This is a genomic window from Maridesulfovibrio ferrireducens (genome assembly GCF_900101105.1).
GTDB classification, from domain to species: domain Bacteria; phylum Desulfobacterota; class Desulfovibrionia; order Desulfovibrionales; family Desulfovibrionaceae; genus Maridesulfovibrio; species Maridesulfovibrio ferrireducens.
Genome location: NZ_FNGA01000003.1, coordinates 526,368 through 541,417, shown reverse-complemented (window position 1 = coordinate 541,417; position 15,050 = coordinate 526,368). Strand labels below are relative to the sequence as shown.

14 protein-coding genes are annotated in these 15,050 nt (G+C 42.0%); 13 read left to right on the top strand and 1 reads right to left on the bottom strand.

The genetic code is table 11. The annotated features are described in order from the left end of the window. Positions 1 to 114 precede the first annotated feature (114 nt). The 13 genes from BLT41_RS11750 to BLT41_RS11690 all read left to right on the top strand — a co-directional run bounded on the left by BLT41_RS11750 (position 115) and on the right by BLT41_RS11690 (position 13,202). A complete protein-coding gene (locus BLT41_RS11750; protein ID WP_092161357.1) occupies positions 115 to 1,506 on the top strand; it encodes an outer membrane homotrimeric porin in 1,392 nt (463 codons plus the stop codon). Positions 1,507 to 1,708: 202 nt separating this feature from the next. Further along, entirely contained in the window at positions 1,709 to 3,013 is a 1,305-nt protein-coding gene (gene hisD, locus BLT41_RS11745) for a histidinol dehydrogenase (protein ID WP_092161356.1), read from the top strand. A gap of 12 nt (positions 3,014 to 3,025) precedes the next feature. Next, positions 3,026 to 3,928: a phosphoribosylaminoimidazolesuccinocarboxamide synthase gene (locus tag BLT41_RS11740; protein WP_092161355.1), complete on the top strand. Its 903-nt coding sequence runs from the start codon at positions 3,026 to 3,028 to the stop codon at positions 3,926 to 3,928. 143 nt (positions 3,929 to 4,071) lie between these two features. Then, positions 4,072 to 4,836 carry an enoyl-ACP reductase FabI gene (locus BLT41_RS11735; RefSeq protein ID WP_092161354.1) on the top strand — a complete coding sequence of 255 codons (765 nt, stop codon included), beginning with the start codon at positions 4,072 to 4,074 and terminating at the stop codon, positions 4,834 to 4,836. Between the two features lie 174 nt (positions 4,837 to 5,010). Further along, positions 5,011 to 5,325 (top strand): 30S ribosomal protein S6, encoded by a 315-nt coding sequence (rpsF, locus tag BLT41_RS11730; protein WP_092161353.1) that lies wholly within the window; start codon positions 5,011 to 5,013, stop codon positions 5,323 to 5,325. Between the two features lie 2 nt (positions 5,326 to 5,327). Then, on the top strand, positions 5,328 to 5,588 hold the full coding sequence (gene rpsR / locus BLT41_RS11725) for a 30S ribosomal protein S18 (protein WP_092161352.1): 261 nt from the start codon (positions 5,328 to 5,330) through the stop codon (positions 5,586 to 5,588). 12 nt (positions 5,589 to 5,600) lie between these two features. Beyond that, complete coding sequence (rplI, locus tag BLT41_RS11720; protein WP_092161350.1) at positions 5,601 to 6,095, top strand: 50S ribosomal protein L9; 495 nt, start codon at positions 5,601 to 5,603, stop codon at positions 6,093 to 6,095. Beyond that, entirely contained in the window at positions 6,067 to 7,497 is a 1,431-nt protein-coding gene (dnaB, locus tag BLT41_RS11715) for a replicative DNA helicase (RefSeq protein WP_092161349.1), read from the top strand. The genes rplI and dnaB overlap by 29 nt, the downstream gene beginning before the upstream one ends. A gap of 56 nt (positions 7,498 to 7,553) precedes the next feature. Beyond that, positions 7,554 to 8,852: a phenylacetate--CoA ligase family protein gene (locus BLT41_RS11710; protein WP_092161336.1), complete on the top strand. Its 1,299-nt coding sequence runs from the start codon at positions 7,554 to 7,556 to the stop codon at positions 8,850 to 8,852. Between the two features lie 3 nt (positions 8,853 to 8,855). After that, entirely contained in the window at positions 8,856 to 9,359 is a 504-nt protein-coding gene (locus BLT41_RS11705; RefSeq protein ID WP_092161326.1) for a DUF456 domain-containing protein, read from the top strand. Between the two features lie 37 nt (positions 9,360 to 9,396). Further along, a complete protein-coding gene (thrC, locus tag BLT41_RS11700; RefSeq protein ID WP_092161323.1) occupies positions 9,397 to 10,848 on the top strand; it encodes a threonine synthase in 1,452 nt (483 codons plus the stop codon). Then, positions 10,849 to 11,592 carry a TlyA family RNA methyltransferase gene (locus BLT41_RS11695; RefSeq protein WP_092161321.1) on the top strand — a complete coding sequence of 248 codons (744 nt, stop codon included), beginning with the start codon at positions 10,849 to 10,851 and terminating at the stop codon, positions 11,590 to 11,592. It begins immediately after the preceding gene. A gap of 323 nt (positions 11,593 to 11,915) precedes the next feature. Then, positions 11,916 to 13,202 carry an OmpP1/FadL family transporter gene (locus tag BLT41_RS11690; RefSeq protein WP_092161320.1) on the top strand — a complete coding sequence of 429 codons (1,287 nt, stop codon included), beginning with the start codon at positions 11,916 to 11,918 and terminating at the stop codon, positions 13,200 to 13,202. Between the two features lie 54 nt (positions 13,203 to 13,256). Here BLT41_RS11690 and BLT41_RS11685 read toward each other — a convergent pair whose 3' ends face one another. After that, the gene (locus tag BLT41_RS11685) at positions 13,257 to 14,807 is read right to left on the bottom strand and encodes a DUF4139 domain-containing protein (RefSeq protein ID WP_244512261.1); all 1,551 of its coding nucleotides are present in this window, start codon (positions 14,805 to 14,807) and stop codon (positions 13,257 to 13,259) included. Positions 14,808 to 15,050 lie beyond the last annotated feature (243 nt).

Below are 15,050 nucleotides of genomic sequence, written 5' to 3'. Positions count from 1 at the left end.
AATGTAACTTTGGGCTTGCCATTAGTTTTGTGAAGCGATAGAACTGTTTCTGAAGGTAGGTGTCAGGCAATTGTGCATTAACTTCATTCATTCAGCAAAAGAAGGAATACAATTATGAAACGTTTGGTAATTCTCGCCATCCTCGCCACTTTGGTGCTCGGAATGGCTGGTACCGCTTCAGCGGTGGATCTGGAAGCTAAAGGTAAATTCCAGTTCCAGGCTAACATCATGGACAACAGCGATTTTCTCGCTGCTAAACGCAACGGCGCTCAGGAAGATGATCTTAACTTCTGGTTCCGTGCTCGTACACAGTTCCGTTTCATTGCAAACGAAAATTTGATGTCCGAATTGTACGTTGAGTACAAAACCCGCGTAGGTGGATCTGATTCTAACCTCACAACAGGTTCTTCAGACCGTCCTCTCGGTATCAAGCGCGTATTCTTGCAGTACCGCTTCCCTGAAACAGAAGTACTGACAACTGCTGGTATCTTCTCTATCAACCTTCCTGGCGCAGCCGCAGGCAACATGGTTCTTGGTGACCTTGATGCTGGCGCTCTCGTTGTTAGTGCTCCTATCACTGACCAGTTCGCAGTTTCCGTAGGTTACGTTCGTGCATACGATGCTAACTCTACTGATAACGTAGCTTACTCTACAACTGCTAATAACAGAAAAGAAGAACTCGACCTCTTCTTCGCAGCTCTTCCTATCACTATTGATGGTTTTGAAGCTACACCTTACGCTATGTTCGGCTTGATCGGCGAAGACACTTTCTCCGCTGTTGCAACCCTTCCTGGCATGACTGCTCCTGGTGCTGCTGCATTCAACAAGAATGCTAACGCATGGTGGGCTGGTACTTCTTTCGCAATGACAGCATTCGATCCTATCGTACTCAAAGCTGACTTTGTTTACGGTTCTGTTGATGCTAACCAGAAACGCAACGACCGTTCCGGTTGGGGCGCTGACCTTTCTCTTGCTTACACAGGTCTTGATTTCGTACAGCCTAAATTTGTTTTCGCTTACACCTCCGGTGAAGATGACAAAACAAGCAACGGTTCCGAACGTCTTCCTGTAATCAACAATGACTTCGCTTTCGGTACTTACTACTTCGGTGGTTCTGCTCTTACTTCTGCTGACCTTGACTCCAACAATCAGGTTGGTCTCTGGACAGCTGGTCTTTCTTTCGAAGGAATCTCTTTCCTCGACAAACTTACTCATGATCTGCACTTCTTGTACATCAAGGGTACTAACGACAAAGACCTCATCAGAAACAATGCTGGCCTGACCAACATCGCTGCTGATGGCAAATTCCTTACCACTAAAGACCAGGCTTTCGAAGTCGACTTCAACACCAACTACCAGATCTACGACGAACTGGCTGCTATCGTTGAATTCGGTTACATCGGCATGGATCTCGACAAAGCAACATGGGAAGCTTACAATCCCACACGCAATGGTAAAGACGATGCAGCTCTGAAGTTTGCAGTTGGTCTTGTTTACGAATTCTAAGAATTCTTAGACCATCTCTAGCAATTAGTCCTGACACCGGGGCCGGAAGTTATCTTCCGGCCCTTTTTTATTGTTATATACTCTCCATTCTATTATGCTCGACTTTTGAATCGCATTAAGATAATGAATAATTACATCAGAATTAGTACTCTTCGGTAAAAACAAACACCTATTTCACACTCTTCAAGTTAAGGATATTTCAATGCCTTGCAAGGACATAGAATACTCAGGCCAAGACTCGTGGGCTGACGTTAAAAAATGGCTGGACTTACGCAAAAACCCTGATCAGAAAGTAGACGGAATCGTCAGAGAAATACTTAATGCTGTTAAATCAGAAGGCGATCAGGCTCTAATTAAATATACTCAAAAATTTGACTGTCCCGGATTCAATCAGGATATGCTTAAAGTTTCTGCAGACAATCGAAGCGTTGCATATACAGAAGTTAAAAGTGAAGATCTTGAAATAATTGAAGAATCCATCCGCAATGTAAAAAATTTCCATCGCAGACAAGTCCAACAGTCATGGTGGACAACTGACAATGACGGAACAATCCTCGGTCAACTTGTAAGACCTGTGGACCGGGTAGGATTATACGTTCCCGGTGGTCAAGGCGGAGAAACTCCCCTTATCTCCAGCATGATTATGAATGCAGTACCTGCACAGGTTGCCGGAGTTAAACAGATAGCGGTTATTTCTCCTCCGAGAAAAGATGGAACACTGAATCCATACATTCTGGCTACAGCTCAAGAACTCGGAATAAACGAAATTTACGCAAGTGGGTCAGCATGGGCCATCGGCGCTCTTGCATATGGAACACAAACCATTAAGCCTTGCGACGTTATCGCCGGACCTGGTAATATTTTCGTTGCAACCGCAAAGGGACAGCTCGTCGGAGAAGTTGGAATCGACATGATCGCCGGGCCAAGCGAAATTGCAATACTTGCCGATGACACAGCTGACCCTATTTGGATTGCCGCAGATATGCTTTCTCAGGCAGAACATGATCCTCTAGCCTCATCTATTTTGATAACTTGGGATAAAACCCTAGGTAGTAAAGTTAAGGAAGAACTCAGAACTCAGGCAAAAAAACTGCCTAGAGGCGAAATAGCTCTTCAATCACTTAATTCATGGGGAGCTATAGTTGAAGTTCCGGACAGAAATACCGGAATAAACTTTGTTAATAACATGGCTCCTGAGCACCTTGAACTAGCATTTGAAGATCCATGGGGTGCACTCGGCCTCATTAAACATGCCGGTGCAATTTTCATGGGGCATCACACCCCGGAACCTATTGGTGATTACTTTGCCGGACCAAATCATGTCTTACCCACAGTTGGTACAGCAAGATTTTCATCTGCTCTTTCCGTTGAAACTTTTTGTAAAAAATCCAGTCTGATTTATACCGATCAGAATTATATTTCCAGACACGGCGCAAAAATCGCCAGATTGGCTAGACTTGAAGGGCTTGAAGCTCATGCCCGCTCCATTGAATCTCGCTACAAATAAGAGGTAACTCAAATGTCTAAAAACCATCTCATTGAAACAGATATCAAAGAACTAAAACTTCTCTCCAGAGGGAAAGTACGTGATATTTATGAAGTTGATGCCGAAACTCTGCTGATCATTACGACCGACAGAATATCCGCATATGACGTAATTATGCCTAACCCCATTGAAGATAAGGGTAAAATCCTAAACCAGATTACTTTATTCTGGATGGAAATGTGCAAGGATATTATTCCTAATCACCTTATTGCTTCAAATGTGGAAAACTATCCTGAAGTACTGCATAAATACAAAGATCAGCTTCAAGGACGAAGTGTCTTAGTAAAAAGAGCTAAACCACTTCCGATTGAATGTATTGTTCGCGGGTACATCACAGGTTCCGGATGGAAAGATTATCTCGCCACTGGAAAAGTGTCCGGCCATGCTCTCCCTAAAGGACTCAAAGAGTCTGATATGCTTGAACATCCGCTGTTCACTCCGTCCACTAAAGCGGACTTAGGTGAACATGATGAAAACATCACAGTTGATAAAGCAATGGAAATGCTCGGCAGCGATTTGCTTGAAAAAGTTCAAGATGTAACTCTGTCAATCTATAACCGTGCTAGAGATTATGCTCGGGAACGCGGTATAATCATAGCTGATACAAAATTTGAATTCGGTCTTATAGGTGACGAACTCATTATAATTGATGAAGTTCTTACTCCTGATTCTTCAAGATTTTGGCCTGTTGAAGGTTATAAAGCTGGACAGTCTCAGCCGAGCTTCGATAAACAGTTCCTGCGTGACTGGCTGACAGATATCAATTTCAATAAGCAGCCTCCTGCTCCTGAAATTCCGGAAAATATTGCATCAAAAACACGCGAAAAGTATCTTGAAGCGTTTAAGCTCTTGACCAGTTCTGAACTTGATGCTTAAAAACGTATAATTAATAATTTAATTCGACAGAAGCTTAACAACTATCAAAACTGACGTAGGAATAAACACTTTATTCCCGATTACGTCATTGGTTTTACTGCCCTGTCTGCAGATTTATATCTTTTATCTACAAGGAGTAATTAATGCTGCTGGAAGGAAAAAAAGCTCTTATTTTCGGCGTGGCAAATGAAAAAAGTATTGCCTATGGAATTGCTGAACAATTCAAAAAGCAAGGTGCAAAGCTTGCTTTCAGTTATGTTAATGATGCGATAAAAAAACGCGTTGAGCCTATCAGTGAAGAACTTGGCGGAGAATTTATATTCCCTTGTGATGTTAGCAATGATGATGACGTAGCTAAATCAGCTGAATTTGTAAAAGAACAGTGGGGAGACGTTGATATCCTAGTCCACTCTGTTGCTTTTGCAAATCGCGATGACTTGAAAAAACGTTACATCGAAACATCACGTGATGGTTTTCATCTTGCGCTGGACGTTTCAGCATACTCACTTGTTACGCTATGTAATGCCTTTGAACCCATCATGAACCCCGGTTCATCTGTTATGGCCATGACTTACCTCGGCTCTTCTAAAGTCATTACCAACTATAACGTAATGGGTGTAGCAAAAGCAGCTCTTGAAGCCAGCGTTCGCTACCTTGCATGCGATATGGGACACAAAGGGATCAGAGTAAATGCTTTAAGCGCCGGACCAATTAAAACATTGGCATCCTCCGGCATTTCCGGCTTCAAGAGTATTTTTTCTCATATCGAGGAACGCGCTCCTCTTCATAAGAATGTAACTACCGAAGAAGTTGGAAAAACAGCAACATATTTAGCCTCTGATTTATCCAGCGGAGTTACAGGCGAAGTTCTCTTCGTTGACTGCGGCTATAACATCATGGGAATTTAGTTTTTTTAAACAAAATGTAAATATAAAGCTGGAATCGGTAGTATCGTTTCCAGTTTTATATTTTATTATAAATGCTCAAAACTTGACAGAAGCTCAGAAAGGGACTAGACATCCTTTCTTTCGCCTTGCCCTAATATTAAGGAAAGGGCCATAGACCATAAGGAGGTTTTTTTAATGCTCAGAAAGTACGAAGCACTCTTGCTTTTAAGCCCCGAGCTTGCGAGCGACAGCCGCAAGGACATCGTTGAAGGAGTTGTTGCCATCATCGAACGTGAAGGCGGCAAGCTAGAAGAAGTTGACGATTGGGGATCTCGCCAGTTGGCTTACCCTGTCCAGAACCAGTCCCGTGGGTACTACGTTCGTGTAGTTTTCAATGCGCCAGCACCATTGGTTGCAGAACTCGAACGCAATATTCGTATCACTGACGGAATTTTCAAGTTTGTTACAGTTAAACTTGAAGATAAAGCATTGGTACAGGAGGAAGCATAATCATGGCATTCAAGAAAAAATTCACACCAAAAAGGAAGTTCTGTCGTTTCTGCGCAGATAAAGCTCTTCCTCTCGATTATAAACGTCCTGACATTCTTAAGGACTTTGTTACCGAGCGCGGCAAAATTATTGCCCGCAGAATTACTGGTACTTGTGCAAAACATCAGCGCCGCCTTACTACTGAAATCAAACGTTCCAGGCAGATGGCTCTCATGCTTTATACAACTGTGCATAGCACTGATGTTAAGAAAAAGAGCTTCTAGGGGGACGATGATATGAAACTTATTTTACGTGCCGATATAGACTCTCTTGGACGTCTTGGAGATATCGTTTCAGTTAAAGCCGGTTACGGTCGCAACTACTTGATTCCTCAGGGCTTTGCTATGCCCGCTTCTGCAGCTAATCTCAAGCAGTTCGAGCTTGAAAAAAGAAAGCTTCAGGAACAGGCAGATAATCTTCGTACACAGGCTGAAGGACTTAGAGACAGACTTGCAAAAGTCGAAGTCAAAGTTGAAGTTCGTGTTGGTGAAGGTGACAAACTTTACGGTTCCGTTACCGCAGCAAACGTTGCTGAAGCTCTTGTTGAACAGGGATTTGATCTCGACCGCAGAAAAATTCTGTTGTCTGATCCTATTCGTTCACTGGGAACTTTCACTATCGAAGTTAAACTTCACCCCGAAGTTCGCGGTGAAATTAAACTGACCGTTGCTAAACCCGGTCAGATGATGGAAGAAGAAGAAACTGCAGAATCAGAAGCAGAAGAGGCGTAAGCCCGGCTCTAATTACAATTCAGACGGAGCATCATCAGATGCTCCGTCTGATCTTTTACGGAAAGTACCACCTCACAATCTGGAAGCAGAACAGGCTGTGTTGGGCGGAGTTTTTTTAAGCAACTCTATATTCAACGATCTCGTTGATATCGTTCATTCTGACGATTTTTACTCTCCTTCCCATCATGAAATTTTCAAAGCTTTCGAAGCTCTGTATGCCAAAAACGCTCCTATAGATATTGTCACCGTCAACGAGTACCTTACCAGTACCGGTAAAATTGACACTGTCGGTGGCCCTGTTTATCTAGCTGACCTTGCTAATTCTGTTATAAGTGCGGCAAATGCGCTCCACCATGCTGAAATTGTAGCTGAAAAAAAGATCCAGCGAAGCCTGATTGATGCTGCGGCTTCAATCATCACCGATAGCTTTGAAGCGCAGAACGTTAAAGAACTGCTTGATCATTCAGAACAGGCAATCTTTGAAATTACTGACGCCAAAAAAACTACCACAATTAAAAGTAGTAAAGAGCTTATAAAAGAAGTTTTCAAAGAACTTGAAATTAGAGTTGAGCAAAAATCTCTTGTAACCGGCATCCCGACTACATACACCAAATTTGATGAAATGACGGCAGGACTTCAAAACTCTGAACTCGTCATTATTGCCGGACGCCCAAGTATGGGTAAAACCGCTTTTGCGTTAAACGTCGCTATGCGCGCGGCTCTTCACAGCGGAGTCCCTACAGCTGTATTCTCCCTTGAAATGGCTATGGGGCAGCTCATGACAAGGATGCTCGCCTGTCATGGAAAAGTAGATCTTTCCAGACTCAGAACAGGGCAACTTGATGATGAGGACTGGGCAAAGCTTTATGAAGCTGCTCAAGACTTGACAGAAGCACCTATCTTTATTGATGATACTCCATCTCTTTCCACTATGGAATTAAGAGCCAGATGCAGAAGACTAAAATCACAGCACAATCTGGGTCTAGTAATGGTGGATTATCTCCAGCTCATGCGCTCCAGTGCGCGTACTGACTCACGTGAGCAAGAAATTTCCGATATTTCACGATCATTAAAAGCGTTAGCCAAAGAATTGAAAATACCAGTTCTTGCACTGTCTCAGCTGAACCGCAAAGTTGAAGAACGTACAGACAAAAGACCTATGATGTCTGACTTGCGTGAATCAGGTGCGATTGAACAGGATGCTGATATTATCCTATTCCTCTATCGTGAAGATTTTTATAACAAAAAAGAAGACAAGCCTATTAACAACAAGGCCGAAGTTATTATCGGTAAGCAACGTAACGGCCCTACCGGAATTGTAGAGTTAGCCTTTTTCGGCAACTATACAGCCTTCGAAAACCTTGCTGCCGAGCCTTATCCGTCTGAGTATGGCGATGATTAATCGAAGCTATTACAAAAGACGAGAATCACTGAAAAACAATTAGCGGGAGAAATAAAATGTATTTCGATAAAGCGGAAGTGCTCGATAGAAGTGAATTGGAAAAACTCCAAGCCGAAAGACTGAGGAAAACCATCGAGCAAGCCGCTAACTCTCCGTATTACCGTGAATCTTTTAAAAAAAATAACATCGATTCCTCCATCATTAAAACTGTTGATGATATAAAAAGGTTACCTTTTACCACAAAAGACGACCTTCGTTCTCAGTATCCATACGGACTGCTTACAAAACCTCTTGATGAATTTGTTCGTCTTCATGCTTCCTCCGGAACAACCGGAACGCCCACTGCTGTTTTTTATACTCAAAAAGACCTTGATACCTGGGCTGACCTTATGGCCCGCTCAATGTACGCAGTTGGTGTAAGACGCTCTGACGTTCTGCAAAACATGTCAGGTTATGGACTTTTCACAGGCGGTCTCGGAATTCATTACGGTTCTGAACGTCTCGGTTGTTTGACCGTTCCGGCAGGAGCAGGCAACACTAAACGACAGATTAAACTTATCCGCGATTTTAATGTTACAGCCCTGCATATCATTCCCTCTTTTGCTCTCTATTTTGCCGGCAAAGTCAGAGAAGAAGGATATGATCCCGCAGAAATGCCGTGGAAAATTGCTCTTATCGGAGCCGAACCCCACACAGAACACACCAGACAAAAAATTGAAGAACTCCTGCATATTAAAGCTTACAACTCTTACGGCCTCTCTGAAATGAACGGCCCGGGTGTTGCTTTCGAGTGTACCGAACAAAAAGGGATGCACGTGTGGGAAGACTCATATATCGCCGAAGTTATTGACCCTGAAACCGGGGAACATGTTGCTGAAGGCGAAATCGGCGAACTGGTAATGACAACGCTTACCCGCGAAGGTATGCCCATCATTCGCTACAGAACCAGAGACTTGACCCGTTTCGTTCCCGGTAAATGCAAATGCGGTAGAACCTCCAGGCGCATTGACAGAATTGTCGGTCGCGCCGATGACATGCTCATCATCAAGGGTGTTAATATCTACCCTATGCAAATCGAAAAAATAGTTATGGCGATGCCTGAAGTCGGACAAAACTATGTCATTGAACTCTTCAGAGAAGGGTTTATTGACCAGATTAAAGTTAAAGTCGAAATTAAAGATCAATTTTTTGTTGAAGATATGAGAGTATTGCAAGGACTACAGAAACGTATTGCCGCCAAGCTGAGAGATGAAATTCTTGTTACACCAAGAGTTGAACTCGTTCAGCGCAATTCTATCCCTAAATCTGAAGGTAAAGCTCAACGAGTTATAGACCTCAGAGAAGTTGAGAATTAGAAAATGATTACAGCCTTGGCAGTGCTGGTAATTCTGCTAATGTTTTGCTCTTTGGCACTGCATATCTTTGGACTGCCTGCGAACTGGATTCTGCTCGCCTTTATCATCGGTTGGAAAATATTTCTGCCTGAGACAATGAGCTGGAACTTCATTTCGATTTTAGCTGTAATCGCGCTTATCGGTGAAGTTTTAGAATTTGCAGCACAGTACTTCGGTGGAAAGAAATACGGAGCTACCGGTAGAGGCAGCTTGGGTGCATTCATCGGCGCAATAGCCGGTGCAATATTAGGAGCACCCTTTTTCTTTGGACTCGGAGCACTTCCCGGGGCCCTTTTGGGGTCATTTGGCGGTTGCCTTGTTCTTGAACTTTCACACGGCAGATCCTTTGCTGAAGCCCAGCACTCCGCATGGGGAGCCTTCTGGGGCAAAGCATTCGGGTTGGCAATCAAGGTCAGTCTCGGTGTGTGGATGTTCACCATGAGCATCCCTAAAATCTGGCCTTCTTAATATTTACCGCTTTTTATGAAACCTCGCGGAGGAATTTATGTCTCAAGCTAACACATTCCCTGAATACAGGGGAAAGATGGAATATCACTGTCTCGGTTGCGGACAGCATTACGGAATCGACGAATTATATTACACCTGTCCAAAATGCGGTTCTGTTTTCATTCTTCAAGATCTCACTTTTGATGAATTAAAGAAAACCAGCGGTCAGGAATGGCGTGACTTGTTCGATGCCCGTACAGCTACAAAAAAAGACAGCCTCCGAGGTATTTTCAGATTCTATGAGCTGTTCGCTCCAGTCATCGAAGAAAAAGATATTTTGTTTCTCGGTGAAGGAAACACTCCTATTGTCGCTTCAAATACAAATTTAAATAAAATTGTCGGGATTAAAACCGCTTATAAAAATGACGGTCAAAATCCAAGCGCATCCTTCAAAGATAGAGGGATGGCTTGTGCTTTCAGCTATATCAATGCCCTTCTCGCAAAAAATAACTGGGACGAAATTCTCACAGTCTGTGCTTCAACAGGTGACACTTCCGCTGCGGCAGCTCTTTATGCCTCATATATTGGCGGCCCCGTTAAATCCGTGGTTATTCTTCCAGAAGGTAAAGTTACTCCCCAGCAGCTTGCTCAACCGCTTGGAAGCGGCGCGAAAGTTCTTGAAGTACCCGGAGTCTTTGATGACTGTATGAAAGTCGTCGAACATCTGGCAGACAATTACAGAGTTGCCCTGCTCAACTCCAAGAATTCATGGAGAATTCTCGGTCAGGAATCGTACGCCTTTGAAGTTGCTCAATGGTATGACTGGGATCTGAAAGACAAATGTATTTTTGTACCAATCGGTAATGCCGGAAACGTCACAGCCATTATGGCCGGTTTCCTGAAACTTTATGAACTTGATATTATTAAAGAATTACCTAGAATTTTCGGTGTCCAGTCTGCACATGCAGATCCTGTCTACCGCTACTACTCTGTTGATGATCCAAAAGAACGCGAATACAAACCTGTCACTGTACAACCTTCAGTTGCACAGGCGGCAATGATCGGTAATCCCGTTTCATTTCCGAGAGTAAAATACTTTGCGGATAAATATGAAGCTATCGGTGGCAAAACATCCTTTCAGGTTGTTCAGGTTTCCGAGCAGCTCATTATGGACAGCATGCTCCTAGCCAACGCGAATGGCCACATTGCCTGTACTCAAGGCGGAGAATGTCTCGCCGGTCTTATCAGAGCTAAAGAGCTTGGACTTATTAATGAAAATGAATCAGCTATACTTGATTCTACTGCTCATCAACTCAAGTTTGTCGGATTTCAAGACATGTACTACCAAAACACCTTCCCAGCTGAGTACGAAGTAACACCCGATTCATCTAAATCAAATTCTCCTGAACTTGTTATTGAAGCTACGTTGAAAGATTCTATGTCAGAAGCTGATTACATCTCAAAAGCAGCCGACAATGTCGTAGCTATGCTTGGTCTGGAGAAAAAATAAGTGGCTAAAAAGGAACGCGCAGATCAAATGCTTTTCTCTCAGGGGCTTTCCGAAAGTCGCGAGCAGGCTAAACGGTTGATCATGGCGGGACAAGCTCACTTTCTTCAAAACGGCCAAAAGCTGCCCATAACAAAACCAGGTATGCAGCTCGACCCCGATTTAGAAATAGTTGTGAAGGACAAAGACAGATTTGTCAGCCGAGGCGGATATAAACTGCTGACGGCCATAGAAGAACTAGGACTTGATCCAAAAGGTAAAGTTGCTCTTGATGCTGGGGCTTCAACAGGCGGATTCACAGACTGCATGCTTCAATTCGGAGCGCTTAAAGTCTATGCGGCTGATGTTGGATACGGACAACTGCATTGGAAACTTCAGAAGGATGAGCGCGTAATTAACTTAGAAAGAGTCAATTTACGACATGCTGAAAAAGATCTTATTCCCGAAGAGGTCGATCTTGTTGTTTGTGATGTTTCTTTTATTTCTTTAACAAAAGTACTTCCTGCTCTGGTACGTTTTTTAAAAAATACCGGAGAAATTGTTTGCCTGATTAAACCTCAATTCGAAGTTGGTCCGGGACAAACAGACAAAGGAATAGTGCGAGATGAATCCCTCAGACAGCAGGCTGTAGATATGATCATTAATTTTGCAGCTTCTGAGCTTCATTTAATACTTAAAGGACTTGTTCCTTCAAGTATTAAAGGTCCAAAAGGTAATCAAGAGTATCTTGCTTACTTTATAAAATAACATTCCTAAGAACAACTTCTTAAAAGGCAGCCCATCAGGCTGCCTTTTTTTATAGCAATACACTGCAAAAAACAAAAAAAGTGTGTGTTGCACACAAATAAAAAGTACTTCACCACAACTAATAAACATACACATATGTATAATAAGTGGAAAGTGACTACATTATACTAATGAACACTTAATATAAACAGTAGATACATTTAATTTTCTTTACATATACTATCAACCAAGATAGTAAAATAACCGCTTAAACTATGGGGAATGATGATATCATTATAAAACTTACTTGATAAGTTGCATGTATTTCGTTTTAAGGAGTTTGTATGAAGAACAAATTTACAGTATGCGTAAGTGTACTGCTAATTATGATGGGACTAATGCTGTCTTCCAGCATATGTACTAAAGCTGAAGCAGCAGGATTTGCATTGTATGAATGGAGTGCTCGAGGCAACGCTCTTGGGGGAGCAATGGTTGCCAAAGCAGATGATCCTTCTGCTATAGCATGGAATCCCGCAGGTATTACGCAGCTTCAGGGCACTCAGGTACTAGCCGGAATTTCAACAATTGCGCCCTCAAATGATGTGACTACCAACTATAACGGTAATAGCAAAAAAGAAAGCATCAACAAAAAAGTATTCGTTCCACCACACGCTTACTTTACACATCAGGTTAACGACAGCCTATGGTTTGGTGTCGGCTCATTTACACGTTTTGGCCTTGGCACTTCTTTCGACGAAGACTGGAGCGGAAGATACTCTTCATATGACACTGAAATAAATAGTTTTTCTGTTAACCCGAATATCGCATATAAAATCAACGAATATATTTCAATAGCTGGTGGTTTTGAACTTATGTACGTAAGGGCTGACCTTCGTAAAAAAATTGACCCCACCGGCGCAAACGATCCTAACAATCCAACAAATGATATTGATCAGCGCTTAATAGTCGACGGCATCACACCTGGCTTCAACGCAGGCATAAGAGTTACACCGAATGATGAATGGGCTCTCGGCTTTTCATACCGCAGCAAAATGCAGCACCATGCTACTGGATCTGCAAGCTACAATGTTCCTACAGGAATTAGCACTGCAACAAGGTTCAATGACAATGACATTACAATGTCAATGAATACACCGAATACCTTTTTATTCGGTGTAGAATACAAGCCACTTGCAAACCTTAGCTTTGAAGCTGATGCTATTTATTCCGAATGGAGTGAATACAGCGATATTAACTACGACTTTGCAAAGACCAATTCTATTGGCATAAAGAATTATACTGCTGTAAAAAAATGGGAAGATGTATGGAGATTTCAGCTTGGTGTTGAATATCTCCCAATCGAAGATCTAGCTCTTAGAGCCGGTTATGTTTATGATCAGAGCCCTATCCGTGAAGGATATGAAGATTACATGCTGCCCACGAATGATCGCCAGATAGTATCTACCGGTTTGGGATATAAATTTGACAACTTTGTTGTTGATGTCTCTTACATGTATCTCTGGATGAAAGACCGCACAATCGCAGCTAGACCGGGAACCGGGGTTCTTGACACTAAAACCGAAAACGGCCTTACCTACATTGTAGGCCTAAGTCTCGGTTACAATTTCTAATTTCAAATTTGTTTAATAAAAAAGCCCGCTTCTAGCGAAACGGGCTTTTTTATTTTATCTGCCAAGTCCAAAATCAATTATCATATCCTCTGGCGCATTCAAGTCTACACCGTATTGAACTTCTGCCTTTTGGCTAGCAGGAACAGTTATATCCCACTCAAAATTATTATCTTTAACGACAGCCTTGGGTTCAGCCGAATCGCTTAGCTTGATCCGCTTATCACCGGAAGATGGAGCCGGTTCCTGAACTTTTATCATAACCGGATTTTTTCTGGAATTAGACAAGGTTATTAGATACTTCCAATTATATGTCTGTTTTGATCCAAACACTCCTTTTTCTCCTGAATACTTCTCAAGAGTTTTGCGTTCTGCCTTAAGCAAAGGATCAGCCCCGAAGAATAATGTTTTATCCTTACCAAAAAAGGAAAATTTCATTTTCCCTATCATAGCTCCTTCCATTAATACCAATGCCTGCCCTGATGGGAAATCTTTTGCGTCAATGAGTTTCATTTTGGCTGAAACAAACACTTCTGGAGTTGCCGAAGGCCGTGACAGGAAAGAATACTCAGCATCCCAGCTTTCATTTGAAATTGCATACTTTCGCGCAGGTCCGGCAACGATAGTCTTAGTGCCGAGTTCCCATATTGAATAAGTTGATTTTTTAATTTGTACAGGTGCATTTGCAGCTACAGCATCATTCATTTGAACAGATGATTCCATAACCTTCATTGAACGTGCATACTTAGCCGGTTCCGGCATATCGGGACGCTTCGGAGCGATCTTCCAAAGACGGAGTTCAGGGGGATAAATTCTGGAATGTTCTTTAACAGTTGCAAGTGCTACATCAAAATTCTTAAAATTCATTCCGCTGGACTGCCAGATTTCAGCATCAAATGAAAACTCAACTTTCTTCTGGTCAGGATACCCGTCAAGTTTATACTTAGGTCGCCATCCGCAATTGCGAAGCATGTAATTAATTTTGAAATCTGCGCTTTTATTACCACTTGCAACCACTGAGACTGTAACAATCCAGCGACTTTTTCCCGGCCCGGAAATTTCTTTAATCTTTCTACTCAACTCATTTATCAGAGATGAAATATCCTTACTTTGAGATCCTAATTTTACAGATTGATTATATAGCTTTGTAAGATTTGAAACGACTAGATCAGCAATCTTATCAACTTCACCGACTTTAGTTTGTTGAATTTTACCTCTTTCGTTCCAAAAAAGAATACCACCTTCAACAGCTTTAATTTGAGCATTTACAGACATCAACTTTGATTTAAGCAAATCAATTTTTTTTCCTAGATCAACAGCCGCAGGAGACTGGGTCAAATCATCCCGGGTCCAAGAAACATCATTAATTACAACCTCTTTTGTTATAGGTGCAATTGAAAATGTATCCGGCAGAGCCTGCCCCGGCAGGATAAATGTTACAGTCCCGCCAGAACTATCAACATTATTACCTGCTGTAATATCAGCATGAATCAATCTTGAAATATCCGCACCGGAAGGATAAAAAACGACTCTGTCGGTCGAAGCAACAGCATAACCGCTTGATGTTATTAAAATCATAAAAATGAACAGCATTATTTTTTTTAACAATTTATCATCCTCTTTTATAGGTGACTAAGAACCGTCATCATATCAAATAATCCAAAGCAATTAAACAAAGATTACTATTTGACCTAATCTAAGTTAAGCTTTTTAATATTTTGAAATTTCACTACTGTTATTTTAAATATATTTTTTTTGAAAAACAGTGAATCAAAAATCATTAAAAACTGATAATATTTCATTTATATAATAGAGGTATTCTATCCAGACGTACTCGACAAATTTTAATAT

Excerpts from the sequence above, each read along its gene's own strand:
- BLT41_RS11750 (WP_092161357.1), top strand. The coding sequence starts at position 115 with ATGAAACGTTTGGTAATTCTCGCCATCCTCGCCACTTTGGTGCTCGGA.
- hisD (WP_092161356.1), top strand. The coding sequence starts at position 1,709 with ATGCCTTGCAAGGACATAGAATACTCAGGCCAAGACTCGTGGGCTGAC.
- BLT41_RS11740 (WP_092161355.1), top strand. The coding sequence starts at position 3,026 with ATGTCTAAAAACCATCTCATTGAAACAGATATCAAAGAACTAAAACTT.
- BLT41_RS11735 (WP_092161354.1), top strand. The coding sequence starts at position 4,072 with ATGCTGCTGGAAGGAAAAAAAGCTCTTATTTTCGGCGTGGCAAATGAA.
- rpsF (WP_092161353.1), top strand. The coding sequence starts at position 5,011 with ATGCTCAGAAAGTACGAAGCACTCTTGCTTTTAAGCCCCGAGCTTGCG.
- rpsR (WP_092161352.1), top strand. The coding sequence starts at position 5,328 with ATGGCATTCAAGAAAAAATTCACACCAAAAAGGAAGTTCTGTCGTTTC.
- rplI (WP_092161350.1), top strand. The coding sequence starts at position 5,601 with ATGAAACTTATTTTACGTGCCGATATAGACTCTCTTGGACGTCTTGGA.
- BLT41_RS11710 (WP_092161336.1), top strand. The coding sequence starts at position 7,554 with ATGTATTTCGATAAAGCGGAAGTGCTCGATAGAAGTGAATTGGAAAAA.
- BLT41_RS11705 (WP_092161326.1), top strand. The coding sequence starts at position 8,856 with ATGATTACAGCCTTGGCAGTGCTGGTAATTCTGCTAATGTTTTGCTCT.
- thrC (WP_092161323.1), top strand. The coding sequence starts at position 9,397 with ATGTCTCAAGCTAACACATTCCCTGAATACAGGGGAAAGATGGAATAT.
- BLT41_RS11690 (WP_092161320.1), top strand. The coding sequence starts at position 11,916 with ATGAAGAACAAATTTACAGTATGCGTAAGTGTACTGCTAATTATGATG.